This is a genomic window from Halovulum sp. GXIMD14794 (assembly GCF_054457455.1).
The window spans coordinates 138,248-153,799 of record NZ_JBTLNF010000002.1 but is presented as its reverse complement, the minus strand read 5'-3'; the positions used below and the strand labels follow the sequence as shown (position 1 = coordinate 153,799).

Annotated in this window: 19 protein-coding genes; 11 read left to right on the top strand and 8 right to left on the bottom strand. The window is 66.0% G+C overall.

From position 1 onward, the window contains the following. Positions 1-15 precede the first annotated feature (15 nt). Positions 16-375, top strand: a complete 360-nt coding sequence (gene rplT, locus ACW9UR_RS01385) for a 50S ribosomal protein L20 (RefSeq protein WP_458915106.1) — start codon at positions 16-18, stop codon at positions 373-375. Between the two features lie 150 nt (positions 376-525). After that, positions 526-1,137, top strand: a complete 612-nt coding sequence (locus tag ACW9UR_RS01380; RefSeq protein ID WP_458915105.1) for a glutathione S-transferase family protein — start codon at positions 526-528, stop codon at positions 1,135-1,137. On the opposite strand, the gene ACW9UR_RS01375 is transcribed toward ACW9UR_RS01380, so the two are convergent. From ACW9UR_RS01375 to ACW9UR_RS01360, 4 genes are all read right to left on the bottom strand, one after another. Beyond that, positions 1,134-1,988 (bottom strand): D-amino-acid transaminase, encoded by an 855-nt coding sequence (locus ACW9UR_RS01375; protein WP_458915104.1) that lies wholly within the window; start codon positions 1,986-1,988, stop codon positions 1,134-1,136. The genes ACW9UR_RS01380 and ACW9UR_RS01375 overlap by 4 nt on opposite strands. Before the next feature lie 28 nt (positions 1,989-2,016). Further along, a complete protein-coding gene (gene dgcA / locus ACW9UR_RS01370; protein ID WP_458915103.1) occupies positions 2,017-2,985 on the bottom strand; it encodes an N-acetyl-D-Glu racemase DgcA in 969 nt (322 codons plus the stop codon). Continuing rightward, positions 2,982-3,977 (bottom strand): N-acetyltransferase DgcN, encoded by a 996-nt coding sequence (gene dgcN / locus ACW9UR_RS01365; RefSeq protein WP_458915102.1) that lies wholly within the window; start codon positions 3,975-3,977, stop codon positions 2,982-2,984. The genes dgcA and dgcN overlap by 4 nt, the downstream gene beginning before the upstream one ends. Before the next feature lie 99 nt (positions 3,978-4,076). Continuing rightward, complete coding sequence (locus ACW9UR_RS01360; protein ID WP_458915101.1) at positions 4,077-4,427, bottom strand: hypothetical protein; 351 nt, start codon at positions 4,425-4,427, stop codon at positions 4,077-4,079. Positions 4,428-4,631: 204 nt separating this feature from the next. Here ACW9UR_RS01360 and ACW9UR_RS01355 point away from each other — a divergent pair, with 204 nt between their 5' ends. Next, positions 4,632-5,621 carry a glutathione S-transferase family protein gene (locus ACW9UR_RS01355; protein ID WP_458915100.1) on the top strand — a complete coding sequence of 330 codons (990 nt, stop codon included), beginning with the start codon at positions 4,632-4,634 and terminating at the stop codon, positions 5,619-5,621. Positions 5,622-5,624: 3 nt separating this feature from the next. Here ACW9UR_RS01355 and ACW9UR_RS01350 read toward each other — a convergent pair whose 3' ends face one another. Beyond that, complete coding sequence (locus ACW9UR_RS01350; protein ID WP_458915099.1) at positions 5,625-6,035, bottom strand: response regulator; 411 nt, start codon at positions 6,033-6,035, stop codon at positions 5,625-5,627. A gap of 190 nt (positions 6,036-6,225) precedes the next feature. Between ACW9UR_RS01350 and ACW9UR_RS01345 the strand changes: the two genes are divergently transcribed. Beyond that, positions 6,226-7,236, top strand: coding sequence for a GGDEF domain-containing protein (locus ACW9UR_RS01345; RefSeq protein ID WP_458915098.1), 1,011 nt, complete (start codon positions 6,226-6,228; stop codon positions 7,234-7,236). A gap of 124 nt (positions 7,237-7,360) precedes the next feature. After that, positions 7,361-8,542, top strand: a complete 1,182-nt coding sequence (locus tag ACW9UR_RS01340; RefSeq protein ID WP_458915097.1) for an acetyl-CoA C-acyltransferase family protein — start codon at positions 7,361-7,363, stop codon at positions 8,540-8,542. 18 nt (positions 8,543-8,560) lie between these two features. Here the strand turns inward: ACW9UR_RS01340 and ACW9UR_RS01335 are convergent, their stop codons facing one another. After that, the gene (locus ACW9UR_RS01335; RefSeq protein ID WP_458915096.1) at positions 8,561-9,331 is read right to left on the bottom strand and encodes an alpha/beta fold hydrolase; all 771 of its coding nucleotides are present in this window, start codon (positions 9,329-9,331) and stop codon (positions 8,561-8,563) included. Between the two features lie 176 nt (positions 9,332-9,507). Between ACW9UR_RS01335 and ACW9UR_RS01330 the strand changes: the two genes are divergently transcribed. Further along, entirely contained in the window at positions 9,508-9,735 is a 228-nt protein-coding gene (locus ACW9UR_RS01330) for a hypothetical protein (RefSeq protein WP_458915095.1), read from the top strand. Between the two features lie 311 nt (positions 9,736-10,046). Continuing rightward, positions 10,047-10,871, top strand: a complete 825-nt coding sequence (locus ACW9UR_RS01325) for a sulfotransferase (RefSeq protein WP_458915094.1) — start codon at positions 10,047-10,049, stop codon at positions 10,869-10,871. A gap of 3 nt (positions 10,872-10,874) precedes the next feature. Here ACW9UR_RS01325 and ACW9UR_RS01320 read toward each other — a convergent pair whose 3' ends face one another. Continuing rightward, complete coding sequence (locus ACW9UR_RS01320) at positions 10,875-11,471, bottom strand: LysE family translocator (protein WP_458915093.1); 597 nt, start codon at positions 11,469-11,471, stop codon at positions 10,875-10,877. A gap of 74 nt (positions 11,472-11,545) precedes the next feature. Between ACW9UR_RS01320 and ACW9UR_RS01315 the strand changes: the two genes are divergently transcribed. From ACW9UR_RS01315 to ACW9UR_RS01305, 3 genes are all read left to right on the top strand, one after another. Further along, positions 11,546-11,998 carry an Lrp/AsnC family transcriptional regulator gene (locus ACW9UR_RS01315; protein ID WP_458915092.1) on the top strand — a complete coding sequence of 151 codons (453 nt, stop codon included), beginning with the start codon at positions 11,546-11,548 and terminating at the stop codon, positions 11,996-11,998. An 83-nt stretch (positions 11,999-12,081) separates the two neighbouring features. After that, entirely contained in the window at positions 12,082-13,311 is a 1,230-nt protein-coding gene (locus ACW9UR_RS01310) for an argininosuccinate synthase (protein ID WP_458915091.1), read from the top strand. A gap of 126 nt (positions 13,312-13,437) precedes the next feature. Beyond that, entirely contained in the window at positions 13,438-14,226 is a 789-nt protein-coding gene (locus ACW9UR_RS01305) for a GNAT family N-acetyltransferase (protein WP_458915090.1), read from the top strand. Positions 14,227-14,305: 79 nt separating this feature from the next. Here the strand turns inward: ACW9UR_RS01305 and ACW9UR_RS01300 are convergent, their stop codons facing one another. Continuing rightward, complete coding sequence (locus ACW9UR_RS01300) at positions 14,306-14,779, bottom strand: DUF302 domain-containing protein (protein WP_458915089.1); 474 nt, start codon at positions 14,777-14,779, stop codon at positions 14,306-14,308. Between the two features lie 172 nt (positions 14,780-14,951). Between ACW9UR_RS01300 and msrA the strand changes: the two genes are divergently transcribed. Continuing rightward, entirely contained in the window at positions 14,952-15,548 is a 597-nt protein-coding gene (msrA, locus tag ACW9UR_RS01295) for a peptide-methionine (S)-S-oxide reductase MsrA (protein WP_458915088.1), read from the top strand. The last annotated feature ends 4 nt before the right edge of the window (positions 15,549-15,552 follow it).

The following is a 15,552-nucleotide window of genomic DNA, read 5'->3' as shown; positions in this document are numbered from 1 at the left end:
TCGGAGGTCGCATAAATGTCCCGTGTTAAAGGCGGCGCCGCCGCTCACGCCCGTCACCGCAAGGTTATCAAGGCCGCCAAAGGCTACTATGGCGCCCGCAAGTCGAACTTCCGCACCGCGACGCAGGCCGTCGACAAGGCGCAGCAGTACGCGACCCGCGACCGCAAGGCCAAGAAGCGCACGTTCCGCGCCCTGTGGATCCAGCGCATCAACGCCGGCGTCCGCGCCCACGACGAAAGCCTGAACTACTCGCAGTTCATGGGCGGCCTGATCAAGGCTGGCATCGAAGTGGACCGCAAGGTTCTGGCCGACCTGGCCGTGCACGAGCCCGAGGCGTTCAACGCCATCGTGGATCAGGCCAAGGCCGCTCTCTGAGCGAAACGCCACAAGCCGAATGACGAAAGCCCCGCCCTCGCGCGGGGCTTTTTCTTTGGGCAGCTATTCCGCGCCGTGATGGGCGCTCGACAATTCGTCATGCCCTCGACGCGGCGCCCCGGTGTAGCAAGGGCGGAGAAGGAGGGCTCCATGACCGACATCCTGCTTTATGGCCACCGCGACTCGGGTCACGCCTGCAAGGTGGCTCTGGCTCTGGCGCTCTCCGGCCTGCCCCACCGGATCGAGACCGTCGACATCTGGGCGCCGCGCGAGACGCGGGCGCCCGCGTTTCTCGCGGCCAGCCCCTTCGCCGAAGTGCCACTGCTGCTGATCGACGGTCAGGCCTTCACCCAGTCCGGAGCGATCCTGCTGGAGCTTTCCACCCGCTTCGCCTGCCTTGGAGGCGAAAGCGCCTCGGGCCTGACCCGTGCCCGAGAACTGCTCATGTGGGAGGCGAACCGGATCGGCATGTGCCTGCCGCAACTCATCGAGTCGCGCCGCCCCGGCGGCGACGCGTTCCCACCCGGCGCGGTCGAATGGCTCCGGGACCGCTATCGGACCGATCGCGACCGTTTCGACCGCCTTCTGGGCGATGCGCCGTTTTTCCACGGCGATACCCCCGGCATCGGCGACTGCGCGATCTGGGGCTACGTTCAATGGGTAGAGAAAGCCGGCGAGACACCCTCGCCCACCATGGAGCGCTGGCGAGACCGGATGCGCACGCTTCCGGCGATGCGCGCACCCGGTGAGTCCTTCGCCTAGATCGCGGTTTTCAGCGCCTCGGCCACGTAGATCTCGCGCAACCGTTTCGCCACCTTGCCCGGCGTGCCGTCACCAAGGCTCACACCGTCGATCTCGACCACCGGGTATACGAAGGACGAGGCAGAGGTGATGAACGCCTCGGCGGCCTGCTGCGCTTCGGCAATGGTGAACGGACGTTCCTCGATCTTCATCTGCGCTTCGGCGGCAAGGCGCAGCACAGCTGCACGGGTGATCCCGTGCAGGATGCTGTTCGACAGGTTCCGGGTGACGATCGTGCCGTCCTGCGTGACGATATAGGCGTTGTTCGACGTGCCCTCGGTCACGTAGCCGTCCTCGACCATCCAGGCATCGTCCTTGCCAGCCGCCTTCGCCGCCATCTTGGCCATCGAGGGCGCCAGAAGCTGCACGGTCTTGATGTCACGCCGCCCCCAGCGGATGTCATCGAGCGCGATCACCTTCAGACCGGTCCTGGCGGTCGGACTGTCGATCAACGGGCGCGCCTGGGTGAACAGCACGAGGCTGGGCGTCGCGCCTTCGGGATAGACGAAATCACGGTCCGCCGCGCCGCGTGTGACCTGCAAGTAGACCATGCCCTCGGTCAGATCGTTCCGTTGCAAAAGCTCCCGGTGGATCGTCTCTAGGTCCTCTCGGGTAGCCGGCGCAGCCATGTCCAATTCGGTCAACGAGCGTTCAAGCCGCGCCATGTGACCGGGGAAGTCGATCAGGCGGCCATCCAGCACCGAGGTCACCTCGTAAACACCATCGGCCATCAGGAAGCCCCGGTCGAATACCGAGATCTTGGCTTCTTCCTCGGGAACATACTCCCCGTTCACATAGACGATCCGGCTCATCCGTCTGTCCTTTCGCAGTCCAATCCGCCTAACCCCACAGCGCCCGTTCGGCCGGGTGCAGCCCGCCCTCGCGGAACGCCATAGCAGGCATCCGGTCCTCGGCCAGCAGCAGCGGCCCGTCGAGATCCACCACCTCGGCGCCCTGCGCGACCAGAAGTGCGGGGGCCATCGCCAACGAGGTACCGACCATGCAGCCGACCATCACCCGATAGCCCTCGGCGCGCGCCGCATTGCGCAGCGCCAGCGCCTCGGTCAGCCCGCCGGTCTTGTCGAGCTTGATGTTCACCATATCGTACTTGCCCTTCAGGCTAGACAGCGAGGCCCGGTCATGGCAGGCCTCGTCGGCGCAGACGGTCAGCGGGCGGTCCATGCCCGCGAGCGCATCGTCATCACCCGCCGGGAACGGCTGCTCGACCATCTCGACGCCCAGGTCCTGAAAGACCGGCGCCAACTGCGCGTATTCCTCGGCGCTCCAGCCCTCGTTCGCATCGACGATGATCCGGGCCCTGGGTGCGCCGGCGCGCACCGCTTCGATCCGGGCGACATCCTCGGCGCCGCCGCCCAGCTTGACCTTCAGCAGGGGCCGTTCGGCCTGGCGCGCCGCCTGTTCGTGCATCGCCTCAGGCGCGCCGAGCGACAGGGTGAAAGCGGTCAGCACCGGCCCCGGAGCCTCCAGCCCTGCAAGCTGCCAGACCGGCGTGCCTGCAGCTTTCGCCTCCCAGTCCCAGAGCGCGCAATCCACCGCATTTCGCGCCGCCCCGGCTGGCAGAGCCTGCTGCAAGGCCTGCCGGTCGATGTCCGCGGGCAGCGACTGGATCTGCGCGATCACGCTCTCCACCGATTCGCCATAGCGCGGATAGGGCACGCATTCGCCCTGCCCTGCGATGCCGTCGCGGGTAACGGTCACGTGCACCACCTGCGCATGGGTGCGCGAGCCGCGCGAGATCGTGAACACCTCGCGCAGGGCGAACTGCTCGGCGGTGGCGGTGAAGCTCATTCCAGCGCGTCCACCAGCGCGCCCGCGCCGTGCCGGTAGGGATCGACCGCCGGAAGCCCGTGCTCTTTCTCGAGCCGCGCCAGGTACTCGCGCGCCTCGTCCTCGCCGAGGCCGGCGGTGTTGACCGAAATGCCGATCACCTTGACGTTCGGATTTACCACCCGCGCCATCTGCAGACCGGTTTCGCGCAGCGCCGAGAGAGAGGGCAGCTGGTAGTCCGGCAGGCCGCGCATGTGGCTGCGGGTCGGCTCGTGGCACAGCACCAGCGCGTCGGGCTGACTGCCGTGGATCAGCGCCAGGGTGACGCCGGAAAACGAGGCATGGAACAGACTGCCCTGCCCCTCGACCACATCCCAGTGATCGGCGTCGTTGTCCGGGGTCAGGTACTCGATCGAGCCGGCCATGAAGTCGGCGATCACCGCATCCAGCGGAACACCGTCACCGGTGATCAGGATCCCGGTCTGCCCGGTCGCGCGGAAGGTCGCCTTCATGCCACGCTCGCGCATCTCGCGCTCCATCGCCAGCGCGGTGTACATCTTCCCAACCGAGCAGTCGGTGCCGATCGCCAGCACCCGCTTGCCTGTCCGCTTCACGCCATTTGCGATGGGATAGCTGACTTCAGGGACCCGCACGTCATGCAGGGCGCGCCCGGTACGTTCAGCCGCCGCGACGAGGTCGGGTTCGTTGCGCAGCAGGTTGTGAAGGCCTGAGGCCAGGTCCAGCCCCGCCTCCATCGCTTCGATCAGCATTTCCTTCCACGCCGGAGAGATCACCCCGCCCCGGTTCGCAACGCCGATGACCATGGTCTTGGCGCCGGCGGCAACCGCCTCGGCGGGTGTCATGTCGGTCAGCTTCATGTCCGCCTTGCAGCCGTCGAGCCGTAGCTGGCCCACGCAATGCTCGGGGCGCCAGTCGCGGATGCCTTGCGCAACCTTGGCGGTCAGCGGATCGGGGGCATCCCCCAGGAACAGAAGGTAAGGCGTGACGATCATCGGCTCCTCCGGCTGTGCAGAACAGGGCGCACATGACCAGCTTCGGCCCGGAAAGCCAAGGGAAGAAAACGCCCGGCAACATCGGTGCCGGGCAGATGCCTAGAAACGCGGCAGCAATCCCGCCGGCGCGTCGACGCTGCGCTCGTAATCGGGCGGCGGAGCCGCGTCCGCGTCCTGCCGCGTCTTGAACGCGAAAAGCCGCAGTTCAGTGGTTTCGGCGGTTGGATAGGCCAGACCGTGATAGAGGTGTCGGCCGCCGTCGTAGAGATCGACGAACCCGCGTTTGACGCGCGGCGCGTCGAGCGCGACGGCAAAACCGCTGTGCCACATCTCGACGACTTCTATTTCATCCGTTCCGGTCCGAAGTCGAAGTCGGCGCTTAGGCCCCCCGGCGCTCTTCTTCGGTCCGGCGAGTGCAGATAGCACATCGCTCGGCAGGTGGCTGTCCATCATTACGCTCCCCACACGGTTTCCCACACCGGTAAAACCAGCAACCTTAACAAAGAGTAGAGCGGTTACCGGGGTCTGTCGAAGATTCTTTGGCCCCCCTTCAATTGTTTCCGCATCGCGAACGAACCTGCCGCGGATCGATGGGGTGATCACGATCCTGACCTGCACTACGTCTGAGGACGACCAGAATTGCAGGAGGGCCGCATGGGCCAGCTCATAGACGGGGTCTGGGACACGGACCCGAAATTTCCGACCGGCGGCGACGGCAGCTTCCAGCGCAAGCCGTCCACGTTCCGCAATTGGGTCACCGCCGACGGCAGCGCTGGTCCCACGGGAGAAGCCGGCTTCAAGGCCGAGAGCGGGCGCTATCACCTCTACGTCAGCTATGCTTGCCCCTGGGCGCACCGGACGCTGATATACCGCGCTCTCAAGGGGCTCGAGAAGCACATCACCGTCGATGTCGTCCACCCGGACATGCTTGCGAACGGCTGGACCTTCTCGACCGAGTTCGAAGGCGCGACCGGCGACCGCGAGAACAGCGCGGAGTACCTCTACCAGATCTATCAGAAGGCCGATCCGCGCGCGACGACACGATCGACCGTGCCGGTCCTCTGGGACCGCGAAACCGAGACCATCGTCTCGAACGAGAGCGCCGAGATCATTCGGATGTTCAACAGCGCGTTCAACGGCTTGACCGGGAACCAGGAAGATTACTACCCCGAGCCGCTTCGCGCCGAAATCGACGAGCTGAACGAGCGCATCTACAAGACGATCAACAATGGCGTCTACCGTTCAGGCTTCGCCACGTCCCAAGGCGCATACGACCGGGCGGTGACCGAGCTCTTCAACAGCCTCGACTGGCTCGAAGACCGGCTTTCGGCTCAACGGTATCTGACCGGTGACCGGATAACCGAGGCGGACTGGCGCCTGCTGCCGACCCTTCTACGCTTCGACCCGGTCTATCACGGTCACTTCAAGTGCTCGCGCAACCGGCTGATCGATTTCCCCGCGCTTTGGGCCTACGCACGCGAACTTTACCAGTGGCCGGGCGTGGCGGGCACGGTCGATTTCGACCACATCCGGCGGCACTACCACTTCAGCCAGGAAAGCGTGAACCCGCACCGCATCGTCCCGCTCGCCCCCGCGATCGACTGGACCGAACCGCACGGCCGCGACTGGCTGGCCGCGGCCTGATCTTCACGCCTTGCCGCTGTGCGCCGTCTGAAGCTCCTGCCCGCCGGCGCCGGAGCGGGCGTGAAAGTGCTGCAGATAGGCCAGCAGATCGTCGGGACGCATCGGCGTGTGCATGACGCCCCGCGCGTTAGGGATCAGGCTGAAGATCGATCCTTCGGAGAGGAAGGTCGACTTCGTCACCGCGAGAATCACGATGTCCGGGTTGCGCACCGTGGCCATGTCGGCCACGGCCAGCCCGTCGCCGGGCTCGTGCAGCACCGGATCGATCACCAGCGCATCGTATGTCCGGGTCCCCAGCGCCTCGAAGGCTTGTGCCTGCGTGCCCGCATAGTCGACCGTTACCCCATGTCTTTCGAGGAACCGGCACCATATGCGCCCCAGATCTTCATTCTCTTGAACCAGCAGTATTCTCATCCCAAAGCCCCCAGAAGGACGAATCTCAAGGCCCGAGGGCCAAACCACCACAATTTATGAAAATGCGCTTTAAAGGGTTAACGCGCCGTTAATTCTTGGGGCAACACTGCGGCCCGAACCGGTTTACGTTTTGGTGAGTTGCTGCCGCTAGGAAACAATCATTGACCGACCTCCCGTCCGGAGACGCGCGATGATTGAAGACCGCAGACTGTCCAGCTCTCACAAGGCGCGCAGGGTCCTGGACCTGGCCGACGCGAAAGGCGTGCCGATCACGCCCCAGGCTTTCGAGTTGCTGCTCCGCTATCTCGATTCGTCCGAGGCGGACCTTTGTGCTGAGGTCGAAACCGCGCTGGCTTCCGGCCCGGGCGAGCGGTCGGACAGTCTTGCCCGGGTGCACGCCCGGCACTTCGGCCCGCCACCTTTGCAGCAGGAACTGGAGCGGGTGCGCACGATGCTCGCGACAGAGCTCTCCGACGTCAGTGCCCGCCTGAGCGACGGTATCCGTGGCAATCTGCGCATGACCGACGAGCTGCGCCGCAGCCTAAGAGAGATGGCAGGGTTCGTGACGCGAGAGGAGCTACAGAGCCTCTGCCGCCACCTGGTGCTCTCCGGCCGGGCGCATCTCGACGACACCCGTTCGGTCTCGGAGCAGCTGGAGCATACCCGCTCGCAACTGAAGGAAATGGAGCGCGAGCTTGCCAACCTGCGGGAGGCGGCTTCGCGCGATCACCTCACCGGGCTGCCGAACCGGCGCTGCTTCGAGGAGCGGCTGGAAGGACTCCTGGCCGCGTCGGATCCGTTCTGCGTGGCCTTGCTGGACCTCGACGAGTTCAAGGCCGTCAACGACGGCTGGGGCCACGCGGCGGGCGACAATGTGCTGCGCGGCATCGGCCATATCCTGAAGCGCAACACCAAGGGTAAGGATTTCGCGGCGCGGCTGGGCGGCGAGGAGTTCGTCCTTGTCTTGCCCGAAACCCCGCTCGCGGGTGCCGAAGCGCTGTGCGAGACGATTCGCGGCGCCTTCGCCGAGATTCTCTGGATCAGCCAGTCCTCACGCGAGGAGATCGGCCACCTGACACTGTCAGGCGGCATCACGGTGCGCCGCCCGGAGGACGACGGGCTGACGCTCCTCGCCCGGGCGGATGACCATCTTTATGCCGCCAAGAATGCGGGCCGGAACCGGATACGTGCCGGCACCTGACCTACCCCCTATCGCAGGGTCGATTCCTGACCGCGCGTCACTGGGCCTTGTCCACAACGACGCACGGCCGCAGACTGCAGCGAACGGCGGCCGAAATGGCCGCAGAACAAGGGGAGGACGGACCATGACCGCAGATATCGTGATTCTCGACGGTGCACGCACCGCCATCGGCACCTTCGGCGGGGCGCTCGCCGGGACCCCGCCCATCCAACTGGCACGTACGGTTACCGAGGCCGCCATGGAGCGCTCTGGCATCGAGCCCGGGCAGATCGGACATGTCGCCTTCGGGCACGTGATCAACACCGAACCGCGCGACATGTACCTCAGCCGCGCTGCGGCGATCGAGGCCGGGATCCCCGACAGCGTGCCGGCGATGAACGTGAACCGGCTCTGCGGCTCGGGCGCACAGGCGATCGTTTCGGCGGCGCAGTCGCTGATGCTGGGCGACGCGGACTTCGCCCTCGCCGGCGGCGCCGAGAGCATGTCCCGCGCGCCTCACATCCTGCCTGCTGGACGGTTCGGCGCGAAGATGGGCGACGTGCGCGCGCTCGACATGATGATCGGCGCGCTGAACTGCCCCTTCGGCACCGGCCACATGGGGGTCACAGCCGAGAACGTCGCCCGCGAACACCAGATCAGCCGCGAGGCCCAGGACGCCTTCGCGCTCGAATCACAGACCCGGACCGCGCGCGCGCAGGCCGAGGGTCGGTTTGACGACCAGATCGTTCCGGTCGAGGTCACGGTGAAGCGCCAGACTGTCGCCTTCGACCGCGACGAGCATCCGAAGGAAACCACCGCCGAGGCCCTGGCGGGCCTGCGTCCAGCCTTCCAGAAGGACGGCACGGTCACCGCAGGCAACGCCAGCGGGATCAACGACGGGGCTGCGGCCATCGTCCTGGCCACCGCCGACGCGGCCGAGGCCGCCGGGCTCAAGCCCCGCGCCCGGCTGGTTGCCTATGCGCACGCGGGCGTGCGCCCCGATGTCATGGGCCTTGGCCCGATCCCCGCGGTGCGCAAGCTGCTGGAACGCACCGGCTGGGCTCTCGACCAGGTCGACGTGATCGAATCGAACGAGGCCTTTGCCGCACAGGCGCTGGCTGTATCGAATGAACTGGGCTTCGACTCCGCCAAGGTGAACCCGAACGGCGGCGCCATCGCGCTTGGCCACCCTGTCGGCGCGACCGGCGCAATCATCACACTCAAGGCCCTGTCCGAGTTGGACCGCACCAAGGCCAACCGCGCCATCGTCACCATGTGCATCGGCGGCGGCCAGGGAATCGCGCTGGCGCTCGAGCGTATGAACTGACGCCGAAGCGCCGGTCGCTCAGTCGAGCAACCGGCGCAGTTCAGCCTCGAAGCCGCGCGGATCTTCGGCATGCAGCCAGTGGCCGAGCCCGTCCATGGTGACGACCTCCACCGCCGTCAGGACGGTCCGCAGCGCATCCAGTCGATCATCCGTCACATAGTCCGACGCCCCGCCGCGCAATGCCGTGGCGCGGCCGCCGAACTGTGCCTTGATCTCCGGAAAGCCCATGATCAGCGGCATCTGGTCCGCCAGCACGTCGAGGTTCACCTTCCAACGCGCGCCCTCGGGCTCGACCGCGAGGCTTTGCAGCAGAAAAGCCCGTAACATCGGATCCGCAAGGTGCTCCTTGAGTTGCGCGTCCGCCTCGGACCGGCGCGAGACATTGCCGAGATCCACCGCCTGCATCGCCGCCGCTACTGGTGCCTGACTGTGGGAATAGGCGACAGGTGCAATATCCGCGACGATCAGGTGCCGGACACACTCCGGTGATTGAGCCGCAAGCACCATCGCCGCCTTTCCGCCCATCGAGTGACCGAGCACGTCGGCCCGCCCGCCGAGCGCGTCGATCACCTCGGCCAGATCCTGCGCCATGGCCGGGTAGGTATGCTCATCAAACCAGGGGCTGTCGCCGTGATTGCGCATGTCCACCGCCACCACGCGCCGGGAATCGCTCAGCCGCTTCGCGATCACGTTCCAGTTTCGGGCCGAGCCAAACAGCCCGTGCGCGATCAACAGCGGCACGTCCGCCGAGCCGGCCTCGGGTCCCGGATAGTCCAGCATGTTCAGCATCGTCGCCCTCCTGCGATTCCGCAGGCGGTCTAGCATCGGCGCCGCCTCCGGGCTAGCGCCGCGCTGTCACCTCGCGGACACAGCGTACCGGGCCGCCCGAAACCTGCCATCTTTCTCACCAGATTGTGCGCGACGCTACATCGGAACCGGCCATGCGCCACTTACGTTGTAGTATCATGTTGGAAGCGTTCATCATCATCCTGTCCGGCTGCGCGGACGACGGCAGCGCCTGCATCCCGGTGCAGACCTACGACATCGCCGCGGTGTCCTTCGAGGCCTGTGAGCGGCAGTTGGACGGCGCCTTGTCGCGCGCCACCGCCGACTATCCGGTGTTCCTTGCCGAGTGCCGCAGTGCCGACCAAGCCCCGACCGAGCTTGCCGGAACGCCACTCAAAATCCAGTAACGTATGAACTGTGCGATTAGCTACAGCACGCCTCGCGTGTAGTGCTTACCCTTGCTCCACTGGCGCGCGAAGGGTTGCGGGCCCTCCCGGTCCCGCTGCCCGATCTGCAAAATGGCGCTCCGGTGTCTATAGTCAGTCGGCAGGAAGCGCCGCGAAACACTTTTCAGAGCGCCGGTTGGGGGGTCATTACAGGCCCACGACAACGCCCGACCGGCCCCTCTGCGCCACAGACCCGCACATGGAACGGGACAATGGCACAGCAATCCGGAATGGGTTAAGCAGACGCGATTCGAATGGATTGCGAAGGCCAGATGCCCTCAGAAGAGAATATCACCCGCCCGATTTCGCTGATTTCCCGGGGCCGTTCCGGCACCTCGCTGGTCATGAACATCCTGAAAGGGCATCCGGACATGATCGCCGTGGGCGAGACCGCTCAAATGGTCTTCGGCGTCTGGCATTCATTGGAGAAATCCAAGGGCATCATCCGGCCTGACCCGATACTCGGGGGCGTCGACAACCATGACGCCCGGTGCGGCAAGGCGGTACGCGCCGCGATGCTGGCGACCTTCCCGGACACCGGCCACAAGGAATGGATGCAGAAACCCATCAACATGCCTTGGGTGATGCGCCATTTTCCAAAGGCCATGGGCATTCCCGCACGGTGCGCATGGTATTGGAACGCCTTCCACGAAAGTTTCCCGGACAGCCGCAACATCACCATCCTGCGGCATCCCTATGACGTCGTGCTGTCCTCGATGGATTACTGGAAGGTCCCGCAGCGCCGGGCATGGGTCGGCATCGTCGAGATGGCACAAGTGATCGACCATCCGGATTCGAACATCGATTTCGCGATTTCCCATGCCCGTCTTGCGGCGGACCCGGACCCGGAAATCGCGCGTCTGCTGGATCACCTAGGTCTCGAACGCCACCCGGCCTGCTTCAGCGCGGCCGACAAGGTCTACGTCCCGCAACGCAAGCAGAACAACATCCCGAAGGAAGAGCTTCCCGACCACGTCGCACGCGGCTTCTCGCGGAAGGCGGAGTGGGACCGGCTAGACATGTCGCTGTTCAAGGACCGCGAGCGCGAGATCGTCGCCAAGATGTGGGCGCGCTTCGGCGAGACGCTGGAATACTGACGCTCAGATAGAGGTCAGCACCGGGTAGAGGGTCGCCACCAGAAGAAGCGCCATCGCCCGGTTGAACATGCGCAGCCGCGCCGGGCTTGAAAGCCAACGGCTCAGTTGCGTGCCAAGCAGCGTCCAAGAGCCGACCGAAGGCAGGTTCACCAGCCCGAAGATCAGCGCGACAAGCGCCACGGCGCCCAGTCCGTGCCCCGGCGCATGGACTGTCACCGCGGTCAGCGCCATCGCCCAGGCCTTGGGGTTCACCCACTGGAACGCGGCCGCCTGGAGGAAAGTGATCGGCCTGCCTTGCGCCTCTCCGGCCTCGGGCGGCGCGGCATTAGCGATCTTCCACGCGAGGTACAGAAGGTAGGTCACGCTGAGCGCCCGCAGCAGATCCCGCGCCAGAGGATAGCGCTCGAACACCTGCGCCAGCCCGACGCCGACCAGAAGCAACATCAGCATGAACCCCAGCCCGACGCCCAACATATGCGGCAGCGTCCGGCGCAGACCGAAGTTGGCGCCCGAGGCCATCAGCATCAGGTTGTTCGGCCCCGGCGTGATCGAGGTCACGAAGGCGAAGGCGGCAAGAGCGAGAATGGCATCAACTGTCATGCGCGCAAGAGTATGCGAACATCAGCAGCACGTGCTTGCAATCTGCGGTGATGACCGCCCTATATGCACAACAAATGCCGAAACTCGACAGCATCAACGAACGCATATTGCAGGAGCTGACCCACGACGCACGGGTCAGCAATGCCGAGCTTGCGACCCGAGTCGGCCTGTCCCCATCCGCCTGCCTGCGCCGCGTGCAGGAACTGGAACGCTCTGGTGTCATCTCTGGATACCGCGCGGTGCTGGATCGCCCGGCGCTCGGTGTGGGGTTCACTGCCTATGTCGCCGTGCACCTGAACGACCACACCAAGCCCGCTCAGGAAGCCTTCGAGCGCGCGATGTCCGCCGCGCCCGCCGTGCGCGAATGCCACAACGTCACCGGGGCCGTCGAATACCTGCTGCGGGTCGAGGTCGCGGACCTTGCCGCCTACAAGGCGTTCCACACGGACCTGCTGGGCACCCTGCCCCATGTCGCCGCACTAACCACCTATGTGGTCATGGGATCGCCAAAGGACGAGCGCGGCTAGCCGGGCGAACGCCCGCTCCCCTTGCAAGCAAGACAAAACCAAACTACTCCGCTGCGCGATCAGTCGAAAAGGCAATTGCACCGATGTCCACGCCCAAGAAAGTCGTCCTGGCCTACTCTGGCGGCCTCGACACCTCGATCATCCTCAAATGGCTGCAGACCGAATACGGCTGCGAGGTGGTGACCTTCACCGCCGATCTCGGCCAGGGGGAAGAGCTCGAGCCCGCGCGCAAGAAGGCCGAGCTGCTGGGGATCAAGCCCGAGAACATCTATATCGAGGATGTCCGCGAGGAGTTTGTCCGCGACTTCGTCTTCCCGATGTTCCGTGCCAACGCGGTTTACGAGGGGCTCTACCTGCTGGGCACCTCGATCGCGCGGCCACTGATCTCGAAGCGCCTGGTCGAGATCGCCGCCGAGACCGGCGCCGATGCGGTCGCCCACGGCGCGACCGGCAAGGGCAACGACCAGGTGCGGTTCGAGCTGTCGGCCTATGCGCTGAACCCGGACATCAAGGTGATCGCGCCCTGGCGCGAGTGGGATCTGTCGAGCCGGACCAAGCTGCTAGCCTTTGCCGAGGCGAACCAGATCCCGATCGCCAAGGACAAGCGCGGCGAGGCGCCGTTCAGCGTGGACGCGAACCTGCTGCACACCTCGTCCGAGGGCAAGGTGCTGGAGGACCCGGCGCAGGAAGCGCCCGACTACGTGTACCAGCGCACCGTCGACCCCGAGAAAGCACCGGACACGCCCGAGTACATCGAGATCACCTTCGCCAAAGGCGATCCGGTGGCCATCAACGGCGAGGCGCTGTCGCCCGCCGCGCTGCTGACAAAGCTTAACGAGCTGGGCGGCAAGCACGGCGTCGGCCGGCTGGACCTGGTCGAAGGCCGGTTCGTGGGCATGAAGTCGCGCGGCATCTACGAGACGCCAGGCGGCACCGTCCTGCTTGAGGCGCACCGGGGCATCGAGCAGATCACCCTCGACCGCGGCGCGGCGCACCTGAAGGACGAGCTGATGCCGCGCTATGCCGAACTGATCTATAACGGCTTCTGGTTCAGCCCCGAGCGCGAGATGCTGCAGGCCGCCATCGACGCCAGCCAGGCCCATGTCGAAGGCACGGTGCGGGTGAAGCTCTACAAAGGCCGCGCCGCGGTCGTGGGCCGCTGGTCGGACGCCACGCTCTATTCCGAAGCGCACGTGACTTTTGAAGATGACGCCGGTGCCTACGACCAGAAGGACGCGGCGGGCTTCATCAAGATCAACGCGCTGCGGCTGAAACTGCTGGCCGCCCGCGCGCGGCGGCTCAAGTCCCGCTGAGACATTGGCGGCCGGCGTCCTCTGGCGCCGGCCGCCATCACGCAAGACTGCGACCGTTTCGACTCGCTTCACCGTTTTTTGTCGGCTCACGGGACCGTACGCCCCGGGACGTGGTAGAATCCCGACATGACCGTGGTGCTCACCTACCCACCTATCCTGACGCAACGCCTTCGGCTGGACCCGCTCGGCCCCGGCGACATCGAGGCGCTTGCGCAGACCGTGTTCTCGGATCCCGAGGTTGTCCGGAACCTCGCGCACGACATGCGCGCGCCCGACGCGCCTCGGCGTGAGGCCGCGCGCTGGGCCTGCGGCGCCCAGAGCCCGTTCATCCCGGTCTGGGACGGTGGTGGACTGGGCCCGTTCGCCCTGCGCTCGCGCGATCCGAGACTGGCGGAGCCGGGGGCATTTCTTGGCGTTTCCGGCTTCTACCTGCCTCGCGAAGACGGCAGGCTGTCGGGCGAATTCTTCCACGCTCTCGGCCATGCATACCACGGCAAAGGCATCGCCACCGAGGCCGGGCTGGCCGTGGTGGCCGCAGCACGCGCGCACGGCAGGCTGAAGCGCGTCTACGCGGTCTACTGGGACCGGCAGAACCCCGCGTCGGGCCGCGTGTTGCGACGGATCGGGTTCCGTTCGGCGGGTCGTGTCGAGCTGCTGCACGAGTACTCCCGCGAGAAGATGGAGGGCGTGCGCGCCTGGGAGATGGAGCGCTTCGCCGCGCAATCGCCAAAGGTTCGGGCCAAGGACGCGGCCGCGACGGCAGGAAAGCTGGCGATCATAGGCCGCGAGCTGGGGGATGCCCGCGAGTTCCTGGAACGCCTGATGGAACTTACCCCACCGGAGGCGCGCGACGACGCCCGCCATGCCTTCCAAGTGGAGTTACAGACCATCGGCCTCGCCTACCTGGAGCTTTGATCCGGTAGTCCGGCGGCGTCGCGGGAAAGCCGCGACAGGTCCATGAGCCCGCGCCCTGACGGGCACGAGCGGTTGGCGCTCATTCCGCCGTCGCAGCTTCCACGATCCCTGCGAAAAGCGCGTCGAGTTCCGCGGCCAGTGCCTCGAGCTCCTCGCCGCCCTCGTCGAGATAGGGCGCGAAGACAAAGCTGGGCTTCTTGTGGGACAGGGTCGCCGATCCGTCCGCGTTCTCGGTGACGTAAAAGCGCACCGGGGCCTCGATCATCGCGGCGGTGGAGAGGTTCAGGATCTTCACCGCGAAATCGTTGTTGAACGCACCGATCACCAAGTTGCCCGGGATCTCTATGCCACGGCTGGCGGCAGCGCCGGTCGGTCCCGCCTGGGTGACAACAGCAAGGGGCGACTCGCCGATTGCGGCGCGGGTGGCCTCGACCAGCTCGGCGTGGGTCTTGCCGGTCGGTCGGACCTCCCACCCCTCGCGCGGGGTCAGGTCGGCGGCGTGCGCGGCGCTGGCGAACAGCGCCAGGGCGGCCGGGATCAGGTGGCGCAGCATCGGGGTCTCCTTCCGTTTCGAGCCTCGCGGGACCCGCGCAAGGGCACGGCCCATCACCTCACCACACTAGCTCCGTCGGCATCGCGCACAGTGACAAAGCCGTGAGCCTTGCTGCCCGGCGCTTGCCCGCGCAGCCACCTGCGCTCAGGCTGGTGACAAACGGAGGACCATCATGAAACCGCTGCTCGCATCCCTGCTCCTTCTGGGTTTCGCCCCTGGCGCCCAGGCCGAGGACATTCGCACCGTGGTCGTCGCCGGCGGCTGCTTCTGGTGCACGGAGGCCGATTTCGAAAAGGTCGAGGGCGTGAAATCCGCTGTCTCGGGCTACTCCGGCGGCCATGTCGAGAACCCCGGCTACCGCCAGGTCGTACGCGGCAACACCGGTCACCTAGAGGTGGTCGAAATCACCTACGACGCCGACACCGTCAGCCACGAGCGGATCCTCGAGCTTTTCCTGCGATCGATCGATCCGACCGATGCAAGCGGGCAGTTCTGCGACCGGGGCGAGAGCTACACCACCGCGATCTTCGTCGCGACCCCCGAGGAACGCGCCACCGCCGAGGCCGAGGTCGCCGCCGCCGAGGCGCAGATCGGCACGCAGGTGGTCACAACGATCCGCGATGCCGCCACCTTCTGGCCGGCCGAGGATTACCACCAGGACTATTACCTGAAGAATCCCCTGCGCTACAAAAGTTATCGCACCGGCTGCCGGCGCGACGCGCGGGTCAAACAGATCTGGGGCGAGGACGCACCTTTCGCGGGCAGCTGACTCG